At 65.5% G+C, this 14825-nt stretch carries 15 protein-coding genes; 6 read left to right on the top strand and 9 right to left on the bottom strand.

Annotated elements, in window-relative coordinates:
- Positions 1–5: 5 nt before the first annotated feature.
- From ML401_RS34480 to ML401_RS34470, 3 genes are all read right to left on the bottom strand, one after another.
- Positions 6–1613, bottom strand: a complete 1608-nt coding sequence (locus tag ML401_RS34480; protein WP_285808759.1) for a Na+/H+ antiporter — start codon at positions 1611–1613, stop codon at positions 6–8.
- A gap of 46 nt (positions 1614–1659) precedes the next feature.
- Complete coding sequence (gene bla, locus ML401_RS34475; RefSeq protein WP_285808758.1) at positions 1660–2517, bottom strand: class A beta-lactamase; 858 nt, start codon at positions 2515–2517, stop codon at positions 1660–1662.
- 216 nt (positions 2518–2733) lie between these two features.
- Positions 2734–3108, bottom strand: coding sequence for a nuclear transport factor 2 family protein (locus tag ML401_RS34470; protein ID WP_194405018.1), 375 nt, complete (start codon positions 3106–3108; stop codon positions 2734–2736).
- A gap of 93 nt (positions 3109–3201) precedes the next feature.
- On the opposite strand from ML401_RS34470, the gene ML401_RS34465 reads away from it, so the two are divergent.
- Entirely contained in the window at positions 3202–3630 is a 429-nt protein-coding gene (locus ML401_RS34465) for a GFA family protein (protein WP_259218081.1), read from the top strand.
- A 183-nt stretch (positions 3631–3813) separates the two neighbouring features.
- Entirely contained in the window at positions 3814–5634 is a 1821-nt protein-coding gene (locus ML401_RS34460) for a caspase family protein (protein ID WP_285808757.1), read from the top strand.
- Between the two features lie 32 nt (positions 5635–5666).
- Here ML401_RS34460 and ML401_RS34455 read toward each other — a convergent pair whose 3' ends face one another.
- Together ML401_RS34455 and ML401_RS34450 are read right to left on the bottom strand one after the other, a co-directional pair.
- A complete protein-coding gene (locus ML401_RS34455; protein ID WP_211415420.1) occupies positions 5667–6359 on the bottom strand; it encodes a DUF1345 domain-containing protein in 693 nt (230 codons plus the stop codon).
- A gap of 9 nt (positions 6360–6368) precedes the next feature.
- Positions 6369–7292 (bottom strand): polyprenyl synthetase family protein, encoded by a 924-nt coding sequence (locus tag ML401_RS34450; RefSeq protein ID WP_194405014.1) that lies wholly within the window; start codon positions 7290–7292, stop codon positions 6369–6371.
- A 161-nt stretch (positions 7293–7453) separates the two neighbouring features.
- On the opposite strand from ML401_RS34450, the gene mtgA reads away from it, so the two are divergent.
- The 3 genes from mtgA to ML401_RS34435 all read left to right on the top strand — a co-directional run bounded on the left by mtgA (position 7454) and on the right by ML401_RS34435 (position 9271).
- Positions 7454–8128: a monofunctional biosynthetic peptidoglycan transglycosylase gene (gene mtgA, locus ML401_RS34445; protein WP_285808756.1), complete on the top strand. Its 675-nt coding sequence runs from the start codon at positions 7454–7456 to the stop codon at positions 8126–8128.
- A 163-nt stretch (positions 8129–8291) separates the two neighbouring features.
- Positions 8292–8474 carry a 50S ribosomal protein L32 gene (rpmF, locus tag ML401_RS34440; RefSeq protein ID WP_007598106.1) on the top strand — a complete coding sequence of 61 codons (183 nt, stop codon included), beginning with the start codon at positions 8292–8294 and terminating at the stop codon, positions 8472–8474.
- Positions 8475–8617: 143 nt separating this feature from the next.
- Positions 8618–9271: a hypothetical protein gene (locus ML401_RS34435; protein WP_212064983.1), complete on the top strand. Its 654-nt coding sequence runs from the start codon at positions 8618–8620 to the stop codon at positions 9269–9271.
- A gap of 6 nt (positions 9272–9277) precedes the next feature.
- Here the strand turns inward: ML401_RS34435 and ML401_RS34430 are convergent, their stop codons facing one another.
- Positions 9278–9538 carry a hypothetical protein gene (locus ML401_RS34430; protein WP_285812782.1) on the bottom strand — a complete coding sequence of 87 codons (261 nt, stop codon included), beginning with the start codon at positions 9536–9538 and terminating at the stop codon, positions 9278–9280.
- A 220-nt stretch (positions 9539–9758) separates the two neighbouring features.
- Between ML401_RS34430 and ML401_RS34425 the strand changes: the two genes are divergently transcribed.
- Positions 9759–11453, top strand: a complete 1695-nt coding sequence (locus ML401_RS34425) for a bifunctional diguanylate cyclase/phosphodiesterase (protein ID WP_285808662.1) — start codon at positions 9759–9761, stop codon at positions 11451–11453.
- A 98-nt stretch (positions 11454–11551) separates the two neighbouring features.
- On the opposite strand, the gene ML401_RS34420 is transcribed toward ML401_RS34425, so the two are convergent.
- The 3 genes from ML401_RS34420 to ML401_RS34410 form a co-directional block, all read right to left on the bottom strand.
- A complete protein-coding gene (locus ML401_RS34420) occupies positions 11552–13060 on the bottom strand; it encodes a tripartite tricarboxylate transporter permease (protein WP_259218076.1) in 1509 nt (502 codons plus the stop codon).
- Between the two features lie 3 nt (positions 13061–13063).
- A complete protein-coding gene (locus ML401_RS34415; RefSeq protein ID WP_285808660.1) occupies positions 13064–13549 on the bottom strand; it encodes a tripartite tricarboxylate transporter TctB family protein in 486 nt (161 codons plus the stop codon).
- A gap of 155 nt (positions 13550–13704) precedes the next feature.
- A complete protein-coding gene (locus ML401_RS34410; RefSeq protein WP_259218073.1) occupies positions 13705–14682 on the bottom strand; it encodes a tripartite tricarboxylate transporter substrate binding protein in 978 nt (325 codons plus the stop codon).
- Positions 14683–14825: the final 143 nt, after the last annotated feature.

Below are 14825 nucleotides of genomic sequence, written 5' to 3'. Positions count from 1 at the left end.
CGGCGCTAAAGCGGCACGTCCCGATACTCCCGGTTCGCCAGGCCCGCCTCCTCCAGATCCAGGTCGCGCTCGATCCGTCGCCGTGTCTCGTCGGTGATCTGGCCGTCGCGCAGCAGGTTGTGAATGAATTTGCGCTCGGCGGCGATCAGGTCGCGGGTCAGCGCGGTGCCGGCGGCGGAGACGTCGTGGCGGGTGGGATCGAGCGACTCCGGCAGTTGGTTGGTGCGGATCTCGTGACGTGCACGCAGAAGCCGCATGACCTCGTCCGACACGTCCTTCTCCTCGGTCATTGCGTCGAGCGACTTCAGCGCGGCGTCGAGCGCCTGGCGGCGTGCGGCGATCTCGGCCTCGTGCTCGGCGACATGCTCGTCGCGGCCGGCCTGCGCGACACCGAGCCAGCGCACCACCGGCGGCAGCGTGAGCCCGACGCCGATCAGCGTGACGAAGATGACGCCGAAGGCCACGAACAGGATCAGGTCGCGATACGGGAAGGCTTCGCCGCCCGGCAGCGTGAACGGCAGCGCCAGCGCGGCCGCGAGCGACACCGCGCCGCGCACGCCGGTGAAGGCGAGCACGAACGGCCACTGCCATGGCGGCGACGGATCGCGCTCGCGCAGCGACTTGCTGAGCATTCGCGGCAGATAGGTTGCAGGATAGAGCCAGGCGAAGCGCGCCGTCACGACGATCACCAGCACCACGGCGGTCGCGATCAGGATGTCGTCGAGCGGGAACGCCTTCGATTTCTCGTAGAGCGCGCGCATCTGAAAGCCGGTGAGCAGGAACAGTACGCCCTCGATCAGGTAGATCACGAGATCCCAGAAGAAGATGCCTTGCAGGCGCGTCGCCGACGAGATCAGCAGCGGGCCGTTCCAGCTGACATAGAGACCGCAGGCGACCGTCGCGATCACGCCGGAGCCGCCGACATGCTCGGGCAGCCAATAGGAGACGTAGGGCGTGATCAGCGACAGCGTCAGCTCGACTTGCGGATCTCCGGACCATTTGCGGAAGCGGAGGGAGAGCCAGCCGACGCCGATGCCGAAGGCGATCTCGCTGGCGACGATGAGGAGGAATTCGCCGGCCGCCAGCGGCAGCGAGAAATGCCCGACCATGATCGCGGCCAGCGCGAAGCGGTAGAGGATCAGCGCCGTGGCATCGTTGGCGAGCCCTTCGCCTTCGAGGATGACCACGAGCCGCCGCGGCAAGTTGAGCCGGCGCGCGATCGCGAGCGGCGCCACCACGTCGGGCGGCGCGACGATGGCGCCTAACAGGAAGCCGATGGTCCAGGGCAGGCCGATCATGTAGTGGGTCGCGGCCGCCACCATCGCCGCGGTGAAGATCACCGCGCCGACCGCGAGCAGGACGATCGGGCGTAAATTTTTTCGGAACTCGCGCCAGCTCATGGCGACGCTCGCCGAATAGATCAGCGGCGGCAGCACCATCAGCAGCACCAGCTCCGGCGGCAATTCCACCGAGGGCATGCCCGGAACGAAAGCGAGGCCGACGCCGGCCAGCATCAGCAGGATCGCGGGCGCGATGTTGAAGCGGCGCGCGGCAAGTGCGGTGCCCGCCAGCACCGCGAGCAGGATGAGAAAGGTCTGAAATTTCGCTTCCATAGTGGCCTGTCTTGACCCGGAAGCGACTGCTGCGTCAATGCGCGGCTTACGCCAGCCGCTCGGTCACCATGCGCCCGATCCGCGCGAACACGGCTTCGATCTGCGCCGCGTTCGGCGTGCCACCCTGGGTATAGGCCGTGATCAGGATCGGCGTGTCGGGTTTGGGCCAGACGACCGCGATATCACCCGATGCATCCTTGCCGTTGTTGCCGGTCTTGTCGCCGATGGTCCAGCTTGCGGGCAGGCCGCCGCGCAGCCGGTTCGCGCCGGTCTTGCAGTTCACCATCCAATCCGTAAGCAGGGCGCGCGAGGCCGGCGAAAGGGCTTCACCCACCACCAGGCGCCGCAAATTCCCCGCCATCGCTGCCGGCGTCGTGGTGTCCTGGGGATTGCCCGGCGGTGAGCGGTTGAGCTCGGGCTCATTATGATCGAGCCGCGAGGTGCTATCGCCGATCGAACGCCAGAATGCCGTGAGGGCCGCCGGCCCGCCGATCCGTGCCAGCAGCAGATTGGCGCAGGTATTGTCGCTGAGCTCGACGATCGCCTTGCACATCTCGGTCACGGACATCGTGCCGGCCGCGAGATTTTGCTTGGCGACCGGTGCATAGTCCAGCAGATCGGCCTTGCCGTAAGGGATCATGGCCGCCAGCTGCTCCTCATCGCGATCGACCCGTGCCAGCACGCAGGCCGCGAGCGAGGCCTTGAACGTCGAGCACATCACGAAGCGCTCATCGGCGCGCCAGGCGAGCTGCCTGCCGGTTGCAAGGTTCTCGGCATGGACCCCGATCCGCCCACCGCTCTCGCGCTCATAGGATTCGAGCTCGGGCGGCGCCTCGGCGGCGAATGCGGGCGATGCGGCCATCCAGACGAGCGAGGCGAGCAGGGAACGGCGGTCGAGATGCATGGGGGACTTTCAGGGAACAAGAGACGGAAGATATAGCGCACGCTTCATCCGCGCCGTCATTGCGAGCGCAGCGAAGCAATCCAGAGTCTGTCCGTGGAGGGATTCCGGATTGCTTCGTCGCAAGAGCTCCTCGCAATGACGGGGCGAGAGACTTACGCGTCGCGGAAATTGGAGGGTGAGCGCGGCAGATATTGGGCAGCAGACGATCAGGTCCCCTCACTCCCTCAAATCATAGCGATACGATTTCGATACGATCTGCCAGCCGTCGGCGAGCTTCATCGCCACCAGATAGTCGGTGAAGAAGCGCGGCGGCAATTGGCACCGGACCTTGATGAAGGCGGTCTTCTCGTCGGAACGGTCGATGGTGACGATGAAGTCCTCGCGCGGCTTGCCTTCGGCCTTGCCGGAGGGGCGCTTGCGCACGCGGTCGAGCCAGTCGGGTACGGTCAGCACCTGCAGCTCGCCCTTCTCGACCCAGCGCAAATCCGCCGAGGGATGGAAGATGGCGCCGAGCTTTTCGGCGTCGCCCTCGTAAAGGCCGTCAAAATAGCATTGCACGACGGCTTCGACGCTCGAGCGGTTCTGGTTCATGGGTCATCCTTTTGCATGATGGCTTGGGACGAACTTAGTCGTACAGGTCAAAATGCGCTATGGGTGTGTCAGCCATTTGCGTGAGGCCTCGCCATGACCGGATCAGAAAATTCGAACGCTCGTATCCTGATCGGCGAATGCTGCTGCCGCACCGTGCGCTTCGAGGTTGCCGACGCATTCTCCTATGCGATGAACTGCCATTGCTCGAATTGCCGTCGCACCACCGGCTCCGCCTTCAAGCCGTTCGCCGGCATCGCGCAGGACAAGCTCCGTATTGTCCGGGGCGACGACCAGCGGCTGATTTTCGGCGACGACACCACCCACGACGCGCATTGTGGGCGATGCGGCTCGCTGCTTTATTCCCGGGTGCGTGAGGGACAATGGGTCCATGTCGCCATGGGAACCCTGGTCGATACCCCCTCGATCCGGCCGAGCGCCCATATTTTCGTGGCCTCGAAGGCGTCCTGGCACGACATTACGGACAATCTGCCGCAATATCGGGGGCATATCGGTGATGGCTAGGGGAATTTGGTCCGCACGCCGGCTTGGCGGCGAACCGCGGCCGGACTGGCGCGACAAACAGAGGGGGACTTTCGGGCTGTCGTTGGTGCGGTCTTCGTGACCTCCATCACAAGCGCCGCCGCCAGATCCTGCTAAAGCGGTCCTAAAGGGGCTCGAAACGCCCCGAACTTCGGAAGTTGTGTCATGCGCAATCTGCTCAGACTCTGCCCGCTTCTCCTCGCCGCAGCGCTGCTGTTCGGCGCAGAGCCCGCGTTCGCGGGCAACCGCGTCGCGCTGGTGCTTGCCAACTCGGCCTATCGGCACGCGCCCTCGCTCACCAACCCCGTCAACGACGGTGCGGTGATGGCCAAGACGCTGAAGGAGGCCGGTTTCGACACCGTCGATTACCGACACGATCTATCGGCCCAGGAGACGCGGCGCGTGCTGCGCGATTTCGCCGACGCGACCCGCAATGCCGACATTGCCGTGGTTTACTATGCCGGTCACGGTATCGAGGTCGAGGGTTCGAATTACCTGATCCCTGTCGACGCCAAGCTCGAGCGCGACACCGACGTCTATGACGAGGCGCTCTCGCTCGATCGCGTGCTGGTTGCCGTCGAACCGGCAAAACAGCTTCGTCTGGTGATCCTGGATGCCTGCCGCGACAATCCGTTCGGCAAGACGATGAAGCGTACGGTGGCCTCGCGCGGCATCGGCCGTGGCCTCGCCCAGGTCGAGCCGACCAGCCCCAACACGCTGATCGCCTATTCGGCGAAGGCCGGCTTCACCGCCCAGGACGGTGACGGTGCCAACAGCCCCTTCACGGTTGCGCTGTCGAAATATCTGACGACGCCGGGCCTCGACGTTCGCCGCGCCTTCGGTTTCGTGCGCGACGAGGTGCTCAAGTCGACCGGTAACAAGCAGGAGCCGTTCGTCTACGGATCGCTCGGCGGCGACGACGTGCCGCTGGTCCCGGTCAAGGTCGCGGCGGCCGCACCCGTCGCGCCCGTGGCTAACCCGCAGGCCGATATCCGCCGCGACTATGAGCTCGCGCTCCAGGTCGGCAACAAGGCGGCATGGGATGCCTTCCTCGCCCAGCACCCCGATGGTTTCTATGCGAACCTTGCCAAGCTCCAGGTCGAAAAGATCGGCGCCGAGCAGGCCCACGCAGCGGCGATCGCGAAGGCGAAGCAGGCCGAGGCCGAGCGGGATCGTCTCGCCGCCCTCGGCGCCCAGAAGGATGCGCAGGCCAGAGCCGCAGCCGATGCCAAGGCCGCCGAGCAGGCGCAGCTTGCCGCGCAGAAGACAAAGGAGCAGGCACAGCAGCAGGCCGCTGCCGCCGAGCAGCAGCGCGTCAATCTCGCCGCTGCGGCCCCGAGCGCGGCGCCGGCCAGCACGGCGAGCCCCGCCGGCACCAACGTCGCGTCGCTGACGCCGGCGACTGCGCCGGCCGATCTCAGCCGATCCGTGCAGACCGAGCTCGGCCGCGTCGGCTGCTTCTCGGGCACAGCCGACGGCAACTGGAGTACGTCCTCGCAGCGTTCACTGTCGCAGTTCAACCGCTACGCCGGCACCAAGCTCGACGTGAAGGTTGCGAGCACCGACGCGCTCGACGCCGTCAAGGCCAAGCCGTCGCGCGTCTGTCCGCTGGTTTGCGAACATGGCTTCAAGGCCGACGGCGACAAGTGCAGCAAGATCGTCTGCCGCGAGGGCTATGCGGTCAATGACGACAATGAGTGCGAAAAGCAGCGTGCGGCCAAGCCGGCCAAACCCGCGACCGCCAAGCGCGACGACGGCGATGAGCGTCCTGCGCGGCAGCGTCGTCAGGCCGGCGGTGCGGCGGCCGGGGCCGCGGGTGGTTATGGTGCTGCGGCCGGCATTGCCGCTGGCGCCAGCCGTGCCTCGGGCGGCGGGCAGATGTTCTGCAACAGCACCGGCTGCCGTCCTGTCAGCCGCGGCTGCCATCTCGAATATCGCGGCGGTGGCGGCCCCTCCAATGACGCCAATGCCGAGGTCTGCAACTGACAATTCTGATCGTCCCGGCAACGCCGGGACGATCAGTTCGAAATTGCGCTCGCCGCGATGTTCACGGTCAGGGCCAGCAGGGCCGTGTTGTAGATGAATGAAACGATCCCATGCGCGGTGGCCGTGCGGCGGATGGTCTTGCCGGTGATGCCGACGTCGGAGACCTGCGCGGTCATGCCGATCACGAACGAGAAATAGACGAAGTCCCAATAGTCCGCGTGGTCTTCCTTGTCGCCGCTCGGGAATTGCAGGCCGCCGGGCTTGGCGCCGCGGTAATAATCATGCGCGTAATGCAGCGCGAACGTCGTGTGCACGGCGGCCCATGACAGCGCGATGGTGGCAATCGCGATCGTGAGCTCCCACACGCCGCGATGCGGCGTGCCGAGCTCGGAGACGATCGCGGCGATGCTGGCGAATGCGCCTGTGGCCGTCACCAGCAGGATCAGGAAGCGGCCGTCGTCCTGCATCGCGGCGGAGCGGCGGATGTGCTGGTGGTCGTTGCACAGCATCATCGCATAGACCAGCACGAGATAGACCGCGATCAGCGCATCCCAGCCGAACAACAGGCGGGTCACCAACCGGTACGAGCCTGGCAGCAGCAGGCCGACCAGGATGCCGGCCGCAACCGCGATGAAGGTCCGCGGCCGCGCATAGATCAGCCGCACCGGCCGCGACATCTTGCGGAAGCGGGCGAGGGCGGGATCTTCCTTGCCGTTGCCCGCCATAGCAGCGCGTCAGTTCTTCCGCTCGGCGACGAAGCGTGCGGCGGCCTGCAGCACAGCGGCACGGTCGCCGAAGATCGACACGGCGCTATCGGCCCGGGCGAGCAGGTCGCGCACGCGCTGCTTGGCGCCTTCGATGCCGAGCTGGGTGACGAACGTGGTCTTGCCGAGCGCGGCATCGGCGCCGGCCGGCTTGCCGAGCGCGGCTGCATCGCCTTCGACGTCGAGCAGATCGTCGGCGATCTGGAAGGCCTCGCCGAGCGCGCGGCCGTAATCGTCGAGCGCCTGATATTCTTTCTGCGAGGCCTGGCCGAGAATCGCACCGGCGATGCAGCCGTAGCGCAGCAGCGCGCCGGTCTTCATCTGCTGGATGCGGGCGACATCGATCGGCTCGTTGCCGCCAAAGCGGCCTTCGCCGGCGAGATCGAGGATCTGGCCGCCGACCATGCCGCCGATGCCGGCGCAGCGCGCCAGCGCGCGTGTCAGCAGGAGGCGCACATTGGCGTCGCGATGGATCTCGTCGCGGGTGACGATGTCGAAGGCGAGCGTCAGGAGGCCGTCGCCGGCGAGGATCGCGGTCGCGTCATCGGTCTGCTTGTGCAGGGTGGGACGGCCGCGACGCAGGTCCGAATTGTCCATCGCCGGCAGATCGTCGTGGATCAGCGAATAGCAGTGGATGCATTCGAGCGCGGCGCCGACGAGCAGGGCGGCCTCGCGCGACACGCCGAATACGGCAGCGCTCTCGACCACCAGGAACGGCCGCAGGCGCTTGCCGCCGTTGAGGCTCGAATAGCGCATTGCGTCCATCAGTCGCTTGGGCCGGGCGATCTCATCGTGCAGGATGTCGTCCGACAGCAGGCGCCCGAGCAGGGCTTCGGTGTCATCAGCGGTCTTGTCCAGACGTTTGGCGAAATCGGACGGGGACGTGCCGGTCATCAAGAAAGGCTCCAGAACTAAAATTCGGCGGGACAATCCTTTATGCGCCCGCCCCAGTCAATCGTTTGGAAGGCCTAAAAAGTGCTGGAAAAGGCCCGAATTATCACAGACTTAATGGGGTGATCCATGGCCGCTTCTCGTTCCATGCCGGAAAGGTCGATTTGCGCATCGTCAAAATCCTGCTCGTAGCGCTCGCGGTCGTCATTCTCGCGCCTTATGTGATCGCGCCGTTCTACCGCATCGGCCATCCCGTTTCGACGCTGATGGCATGGCGCTCGCTCCGTGGCGCGCCGATGCAGCGGGAATGGATCGATCTGGCGGCGATGTCGCCTTATCTGCCGCGAGCGGTGATTGCAGCCGAGGACGCCCATTTCTGCAGGCATCACGGCATCGATTGGGGCGCGCTGCGCGAGGCGATCGACGATGCCCAGGAGGACGGTACGCCGTTCCGGGGCGCATCGACGATCACCCAGCAGGTCGCGAAAAATCTGTTCCTCTGGCAGGGGCGGGATTTCGTCCGCAAGGCGCTCGAATTCCCGCTGGCGCTCTGGATTGATCTCGTCCTGCCCAAGCCGCGGATCCTGGAGATCTATCTCAACATCGCCGAGTTCGGCCCCAAGGGCCAGTTCGGCGTCGAGGCCGGCAGCGCCTTTGCCTTCGGCAAGTCGGCCGAGGACCTATCCCCCCGGGAGGCGGCCCTGCTGGCCTCGATCCTGCCGAATCCGGTCAAACGCAGCGCCAAAACCCCCGGCCCGGGTGTCCGGCGGCTGGCGGCCACCTATATGGCCCGGGGGCAGGCGAGCTCGCTTGCGACCTGCTGGCGGGAAAATCGCTGATTTTGGGCCCATTCGGAGCGTATTTTCCGGCCCAAGAGCCTAGCTTTACGCCCGGCCTTCCTCTATAAGCCCGGCCTTGATCGGCATTTCGCTCGCCCCGTTTGGGTGCTGAGCCGTCCCGCGGACGATGCCCTGATGACACCAATCCCTAGAGGATATTGAAATGGCCGTTCCGAGAAGAAAAACCTCGCCGTCGCGCCGTGGCATGCGCCGCTCGGCAGACGCCATCAAGAAGCCGACCTATGTGGAAGACAAGGACTCCGGCGAGCTCCGTCGTCCGCATCATCTCGACCTCAAGACCGGCATGTACAAGGGCCGGCAGGTCCTGAAGAAGAAAGAGTCCTGAGCTCCAGGACCTTTCTCCGGGCAGGAGGATTTCGCCTGCCTGATTTCGGCCCACCCATGAGATAGACGGTGACGGCGGCGGAGCGAATGCTTCGCCGCTGCATTGTTCTGTCCGGATATCATGCTTGAGAAGGCATTTTGCCGATGGTCGGTTTCCCGCTGCTTCTGATCCCGCTCGCGGTGTACAACATCATCGCTTTCCTGATGCCCAGCGTGTCCTTCTCGGATGTGCTGTTTCGGGTGCCGATGATCACGGGCGAGGCCTGGCCGGTCACGCTGGCTGATCTCATGCTCGCGCTCGGCGTGGTGCTGCTGCTGCTCGAGGTGGTCAAGGGCGCGCGGCCCGGATCGAAATTCCTGATGGACCATCTGCTGTCGCTGATCATCTTCGGCGCGGCCGCGGCCGAATTCGTGATGTGGCCCAAATTCGGCAACTCGACCTATTTCCTGCTGGTGCTGCTGGCGATGGCGGATTTCCTCGGCGGCATTGCCCAGCGCACGCGCCGCCGCGTCACCTATGTCGCCGAGACCACGGTGCCGGCGCCGCGCAAGGCCAAGCGCCAGGCTGAGGCGCCGGTGGAGGATGCGGCGTCCGAGCGCAAGTTCGAGCCGGTGATTGCGCCGCAGCCGGTGCCGGGAGAGCCTCCCGCACCCTCGGCGCAGTCCGTCGCGGAATCCGTGCTGATGGATCATCCTGCGCCCAAGCCCGTGCAGGGCGCGTCTTCGCCGGAAATTCCCTCGCCGCAGCTTCAGCCGGGTAACGGCACGCCGCCGTCTTCCGAGACGCCGCCGCGCTGATCAGCCTCAAGCGACCTGCCGTGTCCGTGCGCTGACGCTCTGCAGCGGGCGTTTGCCGCCATAGGCCATCTGCACGTCTTCGGAAGAACCGCGGCGCAGCCGGCTCGCCTGGGGCAGCTGCTCGGCATTGGCGATGAGCTGGGTGATGAAGCTCGGATCGGGGCGCAGTATCGGCGTCTTGTGCACCCAGCGTAACGTCGGCATCAGCGGGACCAGGGCCGTGCCGCCCTGCCGCTTGATCTCTTCGATTCCATCCGTCGTCGCCATCGCAACACCGTTCATCAGATTGAGCTGGCGCGTTTTGGGACATTGGCGCCGGTGCATGTGATGGTCTCGCAAGGCCTATGCCGGCCGAGCTTAATCGTTCCTGGGCGGCTCGGAAACGTGGTTTCCAAATTGTTTATGAACTTTGCCTAGGGTCGAAGGCGAATCTGGCCCTATTCTGTGCCGGCCCAGGACTTACCCGCTGTCCCGAAACGAGGCGATCTTGACCCCTGCATTGCCGCAAGCTTCCGACATTTTGGCCGCGCTCGGCCAGGCCGTGTTCGCCTGGGACGTCGCCAGCGATGCCATTGTCTGGGGTGACCAGGTCGCCAGCGTTTTTCCCGGCATTCCCGCCGAGCGCCTCGCGACCGGCGCCGAATTTGCCAAACTGATCGAACCCGCGTCGTCGCTGCGGACCGCGGCGCTGGCGCAGACGTCCGCCGTGCACGGCGCCGACGGCACGCCCTACCGTGTCGAGTACGGCGTCCGCATGAGCGCCGCCGATCCCGTGATCTGGATCGAGGAGACCGGCCGCTGGTTCGCCGGCCCCGACGGCCGCCCCACGCGCGCGATCGGCTCGATCCGTATCAACAACGAGCGCCATGCCCGCGACGAGGAGCTGACCAAGCTGGCCCGGCTCGATCCGTTGACCGGCGAGCTCAACCGCTCGCACCTGATCGCCGCGCTGGCCGAGGCGATCGAGGAGACGACCCGCTTCCGCTCCACTGCGGCGTTCATGCTGGTCGGCATCGACCATCTCGCCCGCGTCAACGACGCCTTTGGCTTCGACGTTGCCGACGCTGTGATCCTCGACATCGCCAAGCGCATCCGCTCGCGCCTGCGTGGCGGCGACGCGCTCGGCCGCTTTTCCGGCAACAAGTTTGGCCTGATCCTGAAGAACTGCACCGTCGACGACATGAACGTCGCCGCCGAGCGTTTCCTCGCCGGCATTCGCGACGAGGTGGTGCCGACCAAATCCGGCCCGGTCTCGGTCACCGCCTCGATCGGCGCGGTCAGCCTGCCGCGCTACGCCCGCAACACCGACGAGGCCGTCAACCGCGCCCATGAGACGCTGGACGCCGCCAAGCGCCGCCGGGCCGGCTCGTTCGCGGCATGGCGTCCGGATGCCGCGCGCGACGCGCAGCGCCGCGTCAATATCCGCGTCACCGACGAGATCGTCACCGCGCTGAACGAGCGCCGCATCAAGCTGGCCTATGAGCCGGTGGTGTCGGCCGCCTCGCGCGAGCGCGCCTTCCACGAATGCCTGGTGCGGATGGACCAGGGCGGCGGCCAGGTGCTGCTCGCGCCCGACATCGTGCCGGTCGCCGAACGGCTCGGCCTGATCCGCCTGGTCGATCACCGCGTGCTCGAGCTCGTGGTCGCCGAGCTCGCCGCCGCGCCCGACATCTGCCTCAGCCTCAACATCTCGCCCGATACCACCATGGATCCGGACTGGTGGGCGGGAATCGAATCGCTGATGCTGGCCCATCCCGGCGTTGCCGAGCGGCTGATCGTCGAGATCACCGAGACGGTCGCGATCCAGGACATCGACGACGTCCGTGGCTTCGTCACGCGGCTGAAGAATTTCGGCAGCCGCATCGCCATCGACGATTTCGGCGCCGGCTACACCTCGTTCCGAAACCTGCGCAAGCTCGGCGTGGACATCGTCAAGATCGACGGCGCCTTCGTGCAGAACATCACCCATTCCGCGGACGACCGCGCCTTCGTGCAGACGCTGATCGATCTCGCGCGCCGGCTCGACATCAAGACGGTCGCCGAATGGGTGCAGGATGAGGAAGCCGCAAGCATGCTGCGCGACTGGGGCTGCGACTATATCCAGGGCCGCCTGATCGGCTTGGCATCGGCAGAGCGGCCGTGGGGCGCGCCGACGGATAGCGCGCTGCCGGCGGCGGGGTAGCATGTCACGCTAGAATTTTCCCTGTGAAATCAATCCCCCATCTACTGTGCATGGGGTTGTTTTCGCGAAATTGTATCTTAGCCGACCTCTGCAAAACGTTACGCCCCCTCATCCAGCGCCACCAGCTCGCGCTTCTTGCGCAGCGCGGGCAGGAGCGGCGCGATCAGTAGCACCATTGCGAATGCGAGGCACACCGCCGAGATCGGCCGCTGCACGAAGGTCCAGAGATCGCCCTGCGACAGGATCAGCGACTTACGTAAGTTGTTCTCCATCATCGGTCCCAGCACGAAGGCCAGCACCAGCGGCGCCGGCTCGTAGCCGAGCTTGCGCATGAAATAGCCGATGATCCCGAACGCGATCATCACATAGACGTCGAACACGTTGTTGCTGGAGCAGTAGACGCCGAGGATCGTGAACAGGATGATCAGGGGGAACAGGATGTTGTAGGGCAGCTTGAGCAGCTGCACCCACATGCCGATCATCGGCAGGTTCAGGATCAGCAGCATGACGTTGCCGATATACATGCTGGCGACGATGCCCCAGAACAGGCCGGGGTTTTGCGTGATCAGCAGCGGCCCCGGCTGCAGACCGTGAATGACGAAGGCCCCGAGCAGCAGCGCCATCACCACGTTCGGCGGAATGCCGAGCGTCATCAGAGGAATGAAGGCGCCGCCTGCCGCGGCGTTGTTCGCCGATTCCGGCCCCGCGACGCCTTCGATCGCACCATGGCCGAAACGCTCGGGCGTCTTCGACAGCCGCTTCTCCAGCGCGTAGGACGCAAAGGACGCCACCACCGCGCCGCCGCCCGGCAGGATACCGAGGAAGAAGCCGAGAATGGTGCCGCGGCCGACCGGACCTGCGCTGGCCTTCCAGTCCTCCCTGGTGGGCAGCAGGTGCGTGATCCTGGTGTTGATGACGTCACGCTTGATCGCCTGCTCGGTGTTGAGCAGCACTTCGGCGACGCCGAACAGGCCCATCACGACGGGCACGAGCCCGATGCCGTCGATCAATTCCATGCGGCCGAATGTCAGGCGCGGCTGCGCCGTGATGCTGTCGAGCCCGATCAGTCCGAGCACGACGCCGATACATGCCATCAGCAGCGCCTTCGGCATCGAGCCCTGGGTCAGGAAGGTGAGCACGACGAGGCCGAGCACCATCAGGCTGAAATATTCGGCCGGGCCGAACGCGATGGCGACGCTGGCAAGCTTCGGCGCGACCAGCATCAAGGCGATCAGCGCGAACGTGCCGGCAATGAAGGAGCCGAAGGCCGAAATGCCGAGCGCAGGGCCGGCGCGGCCCTGCTTCGCCATCTGGTGGCCGTCGATGCAGGTGACGACGGAAGCCGCCTCGCCGGGGATATTGACCAGGATCGAGGTGGTCGATCCGCCATACATCGAGCCGTAATAGATGCCGGCCATCATGATGATGCCGGATTCCGGCGTGCCCGACAGCGTCACGGGCAGCAGCAGCGACATTGCCGAGATCGGCCCGATGCCCGGCAGCACGCCGACGAGCGTGCCGATGAAGACGCCGATGAAGCAGTAGAGCAGGTTGACCGGCAGCAGCGCGACGCCGAACCCATGCGCGACGTTGACGAGTGTATCCATGGGTCAGCCGATCCCGAACAGGCCCGAGGGCAGCTGGATCAACAGCAGCCGCTTGAGCACCCACCACATGCCCATGGGCACCAGCACGGCGATCGGAATCGCCAGTGTCCAGCGCACCGGATCGATCAGCCGCAACAGCAGCAGCATCAACGGGATCGACGACAGCAGAAAGCCGAGCGGCTCCAGTGCAACGGAGAATGCCACGAGACATGCGATCAGCAGCAGCGGCTTGCTCCAGCGCACATTCTCCCAGCGCGAGGCCAGCGTCGGGCCGCCCTCGGTGACCGCCGAGACGATGATGGCGCCAGCGAACAGGCACATCAGGATGCCCGTGTAGAACAGCACGTAGCCGGAGCCGGGATCGTTGATGGTGCCGAGCTTGAGCTTCATGCCCGACCAGATCACGAAGCCGCCGAGCGCGAGCCCAATCAGCCCGCCCCAGAGCTCGGAATTGTCGAGGCGGAGTTTTGCGTTGGTTTGGTTGGTCATCGACACCCTCTCGGCCGTTCCCCCGACGCTGCGCGGCACGAAGTGACGCGCTGCAGATCCGGGGTCCATGGATGCTTGGCAGGATGAGTCCCGGCTCTGCGGTGCACCGCTGAAGAAGCGCTGCACCGCGTCCGGGACACGCTGGTGGCTCAGTCCTACTTCTTCGCCAGCCCGAGCGTCTCGATCACCTTGCGCTCGGACTCCGTGACCTCGAGGACGAACTTCTTGTAGTCCTCGGTGTTCTTGTAGTTCGGCACCATGTCGTATTTGGCGAGCGTTGCCACGACGGCGGGATCCTCGACCGCCTTCTTGAAGGCATCGTGCAGCTTGGCGACGATCTTTGGATCGAGGCCCTTCGGGCCGGCGATGCCGAACGGGGAATCATAGACCATGGGGTAGCCGAGCTCCTTCAGCGTCGGCACATCGGGATAGTTCGGCGAGCGTGAGCCGGTCCATACCATCAGCAGGCGCAGCTTGCCGGCGTCGACCAGCGGTCGCCATCCCGTGGAATCGGCCTGAAGCATCGTGTGCTGTCCCAGCACCGCGGCGTTGGTCTCCGCGCCGCCCTTGAACGGGACTTGCGTCAGCTTGATGCCGGACATCCCGGCGATCTGCTCCATGCCGATATGCAGCGAGGTGCCGGCGCCCGGCGTGGCATAGGTGACCTTGCCCGGGTTGGCCTTCGCGAACTCCACCACGTCCTTCCAGCTCTTGAACTGCGATTCTGCGCTGGTGGTCACACCGAACGTGTAGCCGGTGAGATGGACGATGTAGGTGAAATCCTTGGCCGGGTCCCACGATACCTCCTGCATCAAGGGCAGGCGGAAGACGGTGATCGGAATCTGCGAGATGGTGTAACCGTCGGGCTTCGCGGCCGCGGCCATGGTCGCGGGCCCCACCGTGCCGCCGCCACCGGCCTTGTTGTCGATCACGATCGGCTGCCCCAGCACCTTCGAGGCGCTGTCGGCGATGGCGCGCATCGAGATATCGGTCGAGCCGCCGGCCGGCCATGGCACGATCAGCGTGATGGGTTTGGTGGGATAGTCCTGCGCCATTACGGCGGTCGAGAGCAATGTGCCCAGGACAGCATGGATTGCGGCAAATGCGATCGTCTTCAGCCCGTATCGCGGCATCGGAATTCCTCCCTCGGGGCCGCTTGCGGGCCGCCGTTCTTCGTTCTTGTGAGAGGATTGTTCCCGAAATCGCGGGAGAAGAAAAGCGCGTTGCGCGATAGGGGCGCGGCGGTCGGTGCGGCAATGCCGGTCAAACCGGCACA

The sequence above is a fragment of the Bradyrhizobium sp. 62B genome (genome assembly GCF_030272265.2).
Classification (GTDB): Bacteria; Pseudomonadota; Alphaproteobacteria; order Rhizobiales; family Xanthobacteraceae; genus Bradyrhizobium.
Note: the sequence above shows the minus strand (reverse complement) of the source record. Positions and strands in the feature narration are given on the sequence as shown.

Bases quoted from the DNA above. Each gene is read 5' to 3' on its own strand.
- ML401_RS34480 (WP_285808759.1), bottom strand. From the start codon at position 1,613: ATGGAAGCGAAATTTCAGACCTTTCTCATCCTGCTCGCGGTGCTGGCG.
- bla (WP_285808758.1), bottom strand. From the start codon at position 2,517: ATGCATCTCGACCGCCGTTCCCTGCTCGCCTCGCTCGTCTGGATGGCC.
- ML401_RS34470 (WP_194405018.1), bottom strand. From the start codon at position 3,108: ATGAACCAGAACCGCTCGAGCGTCGAAGCCGTCGTGCAATGCTATTTT.
- ML401_RS34465 (WP_259218081.1), top strand. From the start codon at position 3,202: ATGACCGGATCAGAAAATTCGAACGCTCGTATCCTGATCGGCGAATGC.
- ML401_RS34460 (WP_285808757.1), top strand. From the start codon at position 3,814: ATGCGCAATCTGCTCAGACTCTGCCCGCTTCTCCTCGCCGCAGCGCTG.
- ML401_RS34455 (WP_211415420.1), bottom strand. From the start codon at position 6,359: ATGGCGGGCAACGGCAAGGAAGATCCCGCCCTCGCCCGCTTCCGCAAG.
- ML401_RS34450 (WP_194405014.1), bottom strand. From the start codon at position 7,292: ATGACCGGCACGTCCCCGTCCGATTTCGCCAAACGTCTGGACAAGACC.
- rpmF (WP_007598106.1), top strand. From the start codon at position 8,292: ATGGCCGTTCCGAGAAGAAAAACCTCGCCGTCGCGCCGTGGCATGCGC.
- ML401_RS34435 (WP_212064983.1), top strand. From the start codon at position 8,618: ATGGTCGGTTTCCCGCTGCTTCTGATCCCGCTCGCGGTGTACAACATC.
- ML401_RS34430 (WP_285812782.1), bottom strand. From the start codon at position 9,538: ATGGCGACGACGGATGGAATCGAAGAGATCAAGCGGCAGGGCGGCACG.
- ML401_RS34420 (WP_259218076.1), bottom strand. From the start codon at position 13,060: ATGGATACACTCGTCAACGTCGCGCATGGGTTCGGCGTCGCGCTGCTG.
- ML401_RS34415 (WP_285808660.1), bottom strand. From the start codon at position 13,549: ATGACCAACCAAACCAACGCAAAACTCCGCCTCGACAATTCCGAGCTC.
- ML401_RS34410 (WP_259218073.1), bottom strand. From the start codon at position 14,682: ATGCCGCGATACGGGCTGAAGACGATCGCATTTGCCGCAATCCATGCT.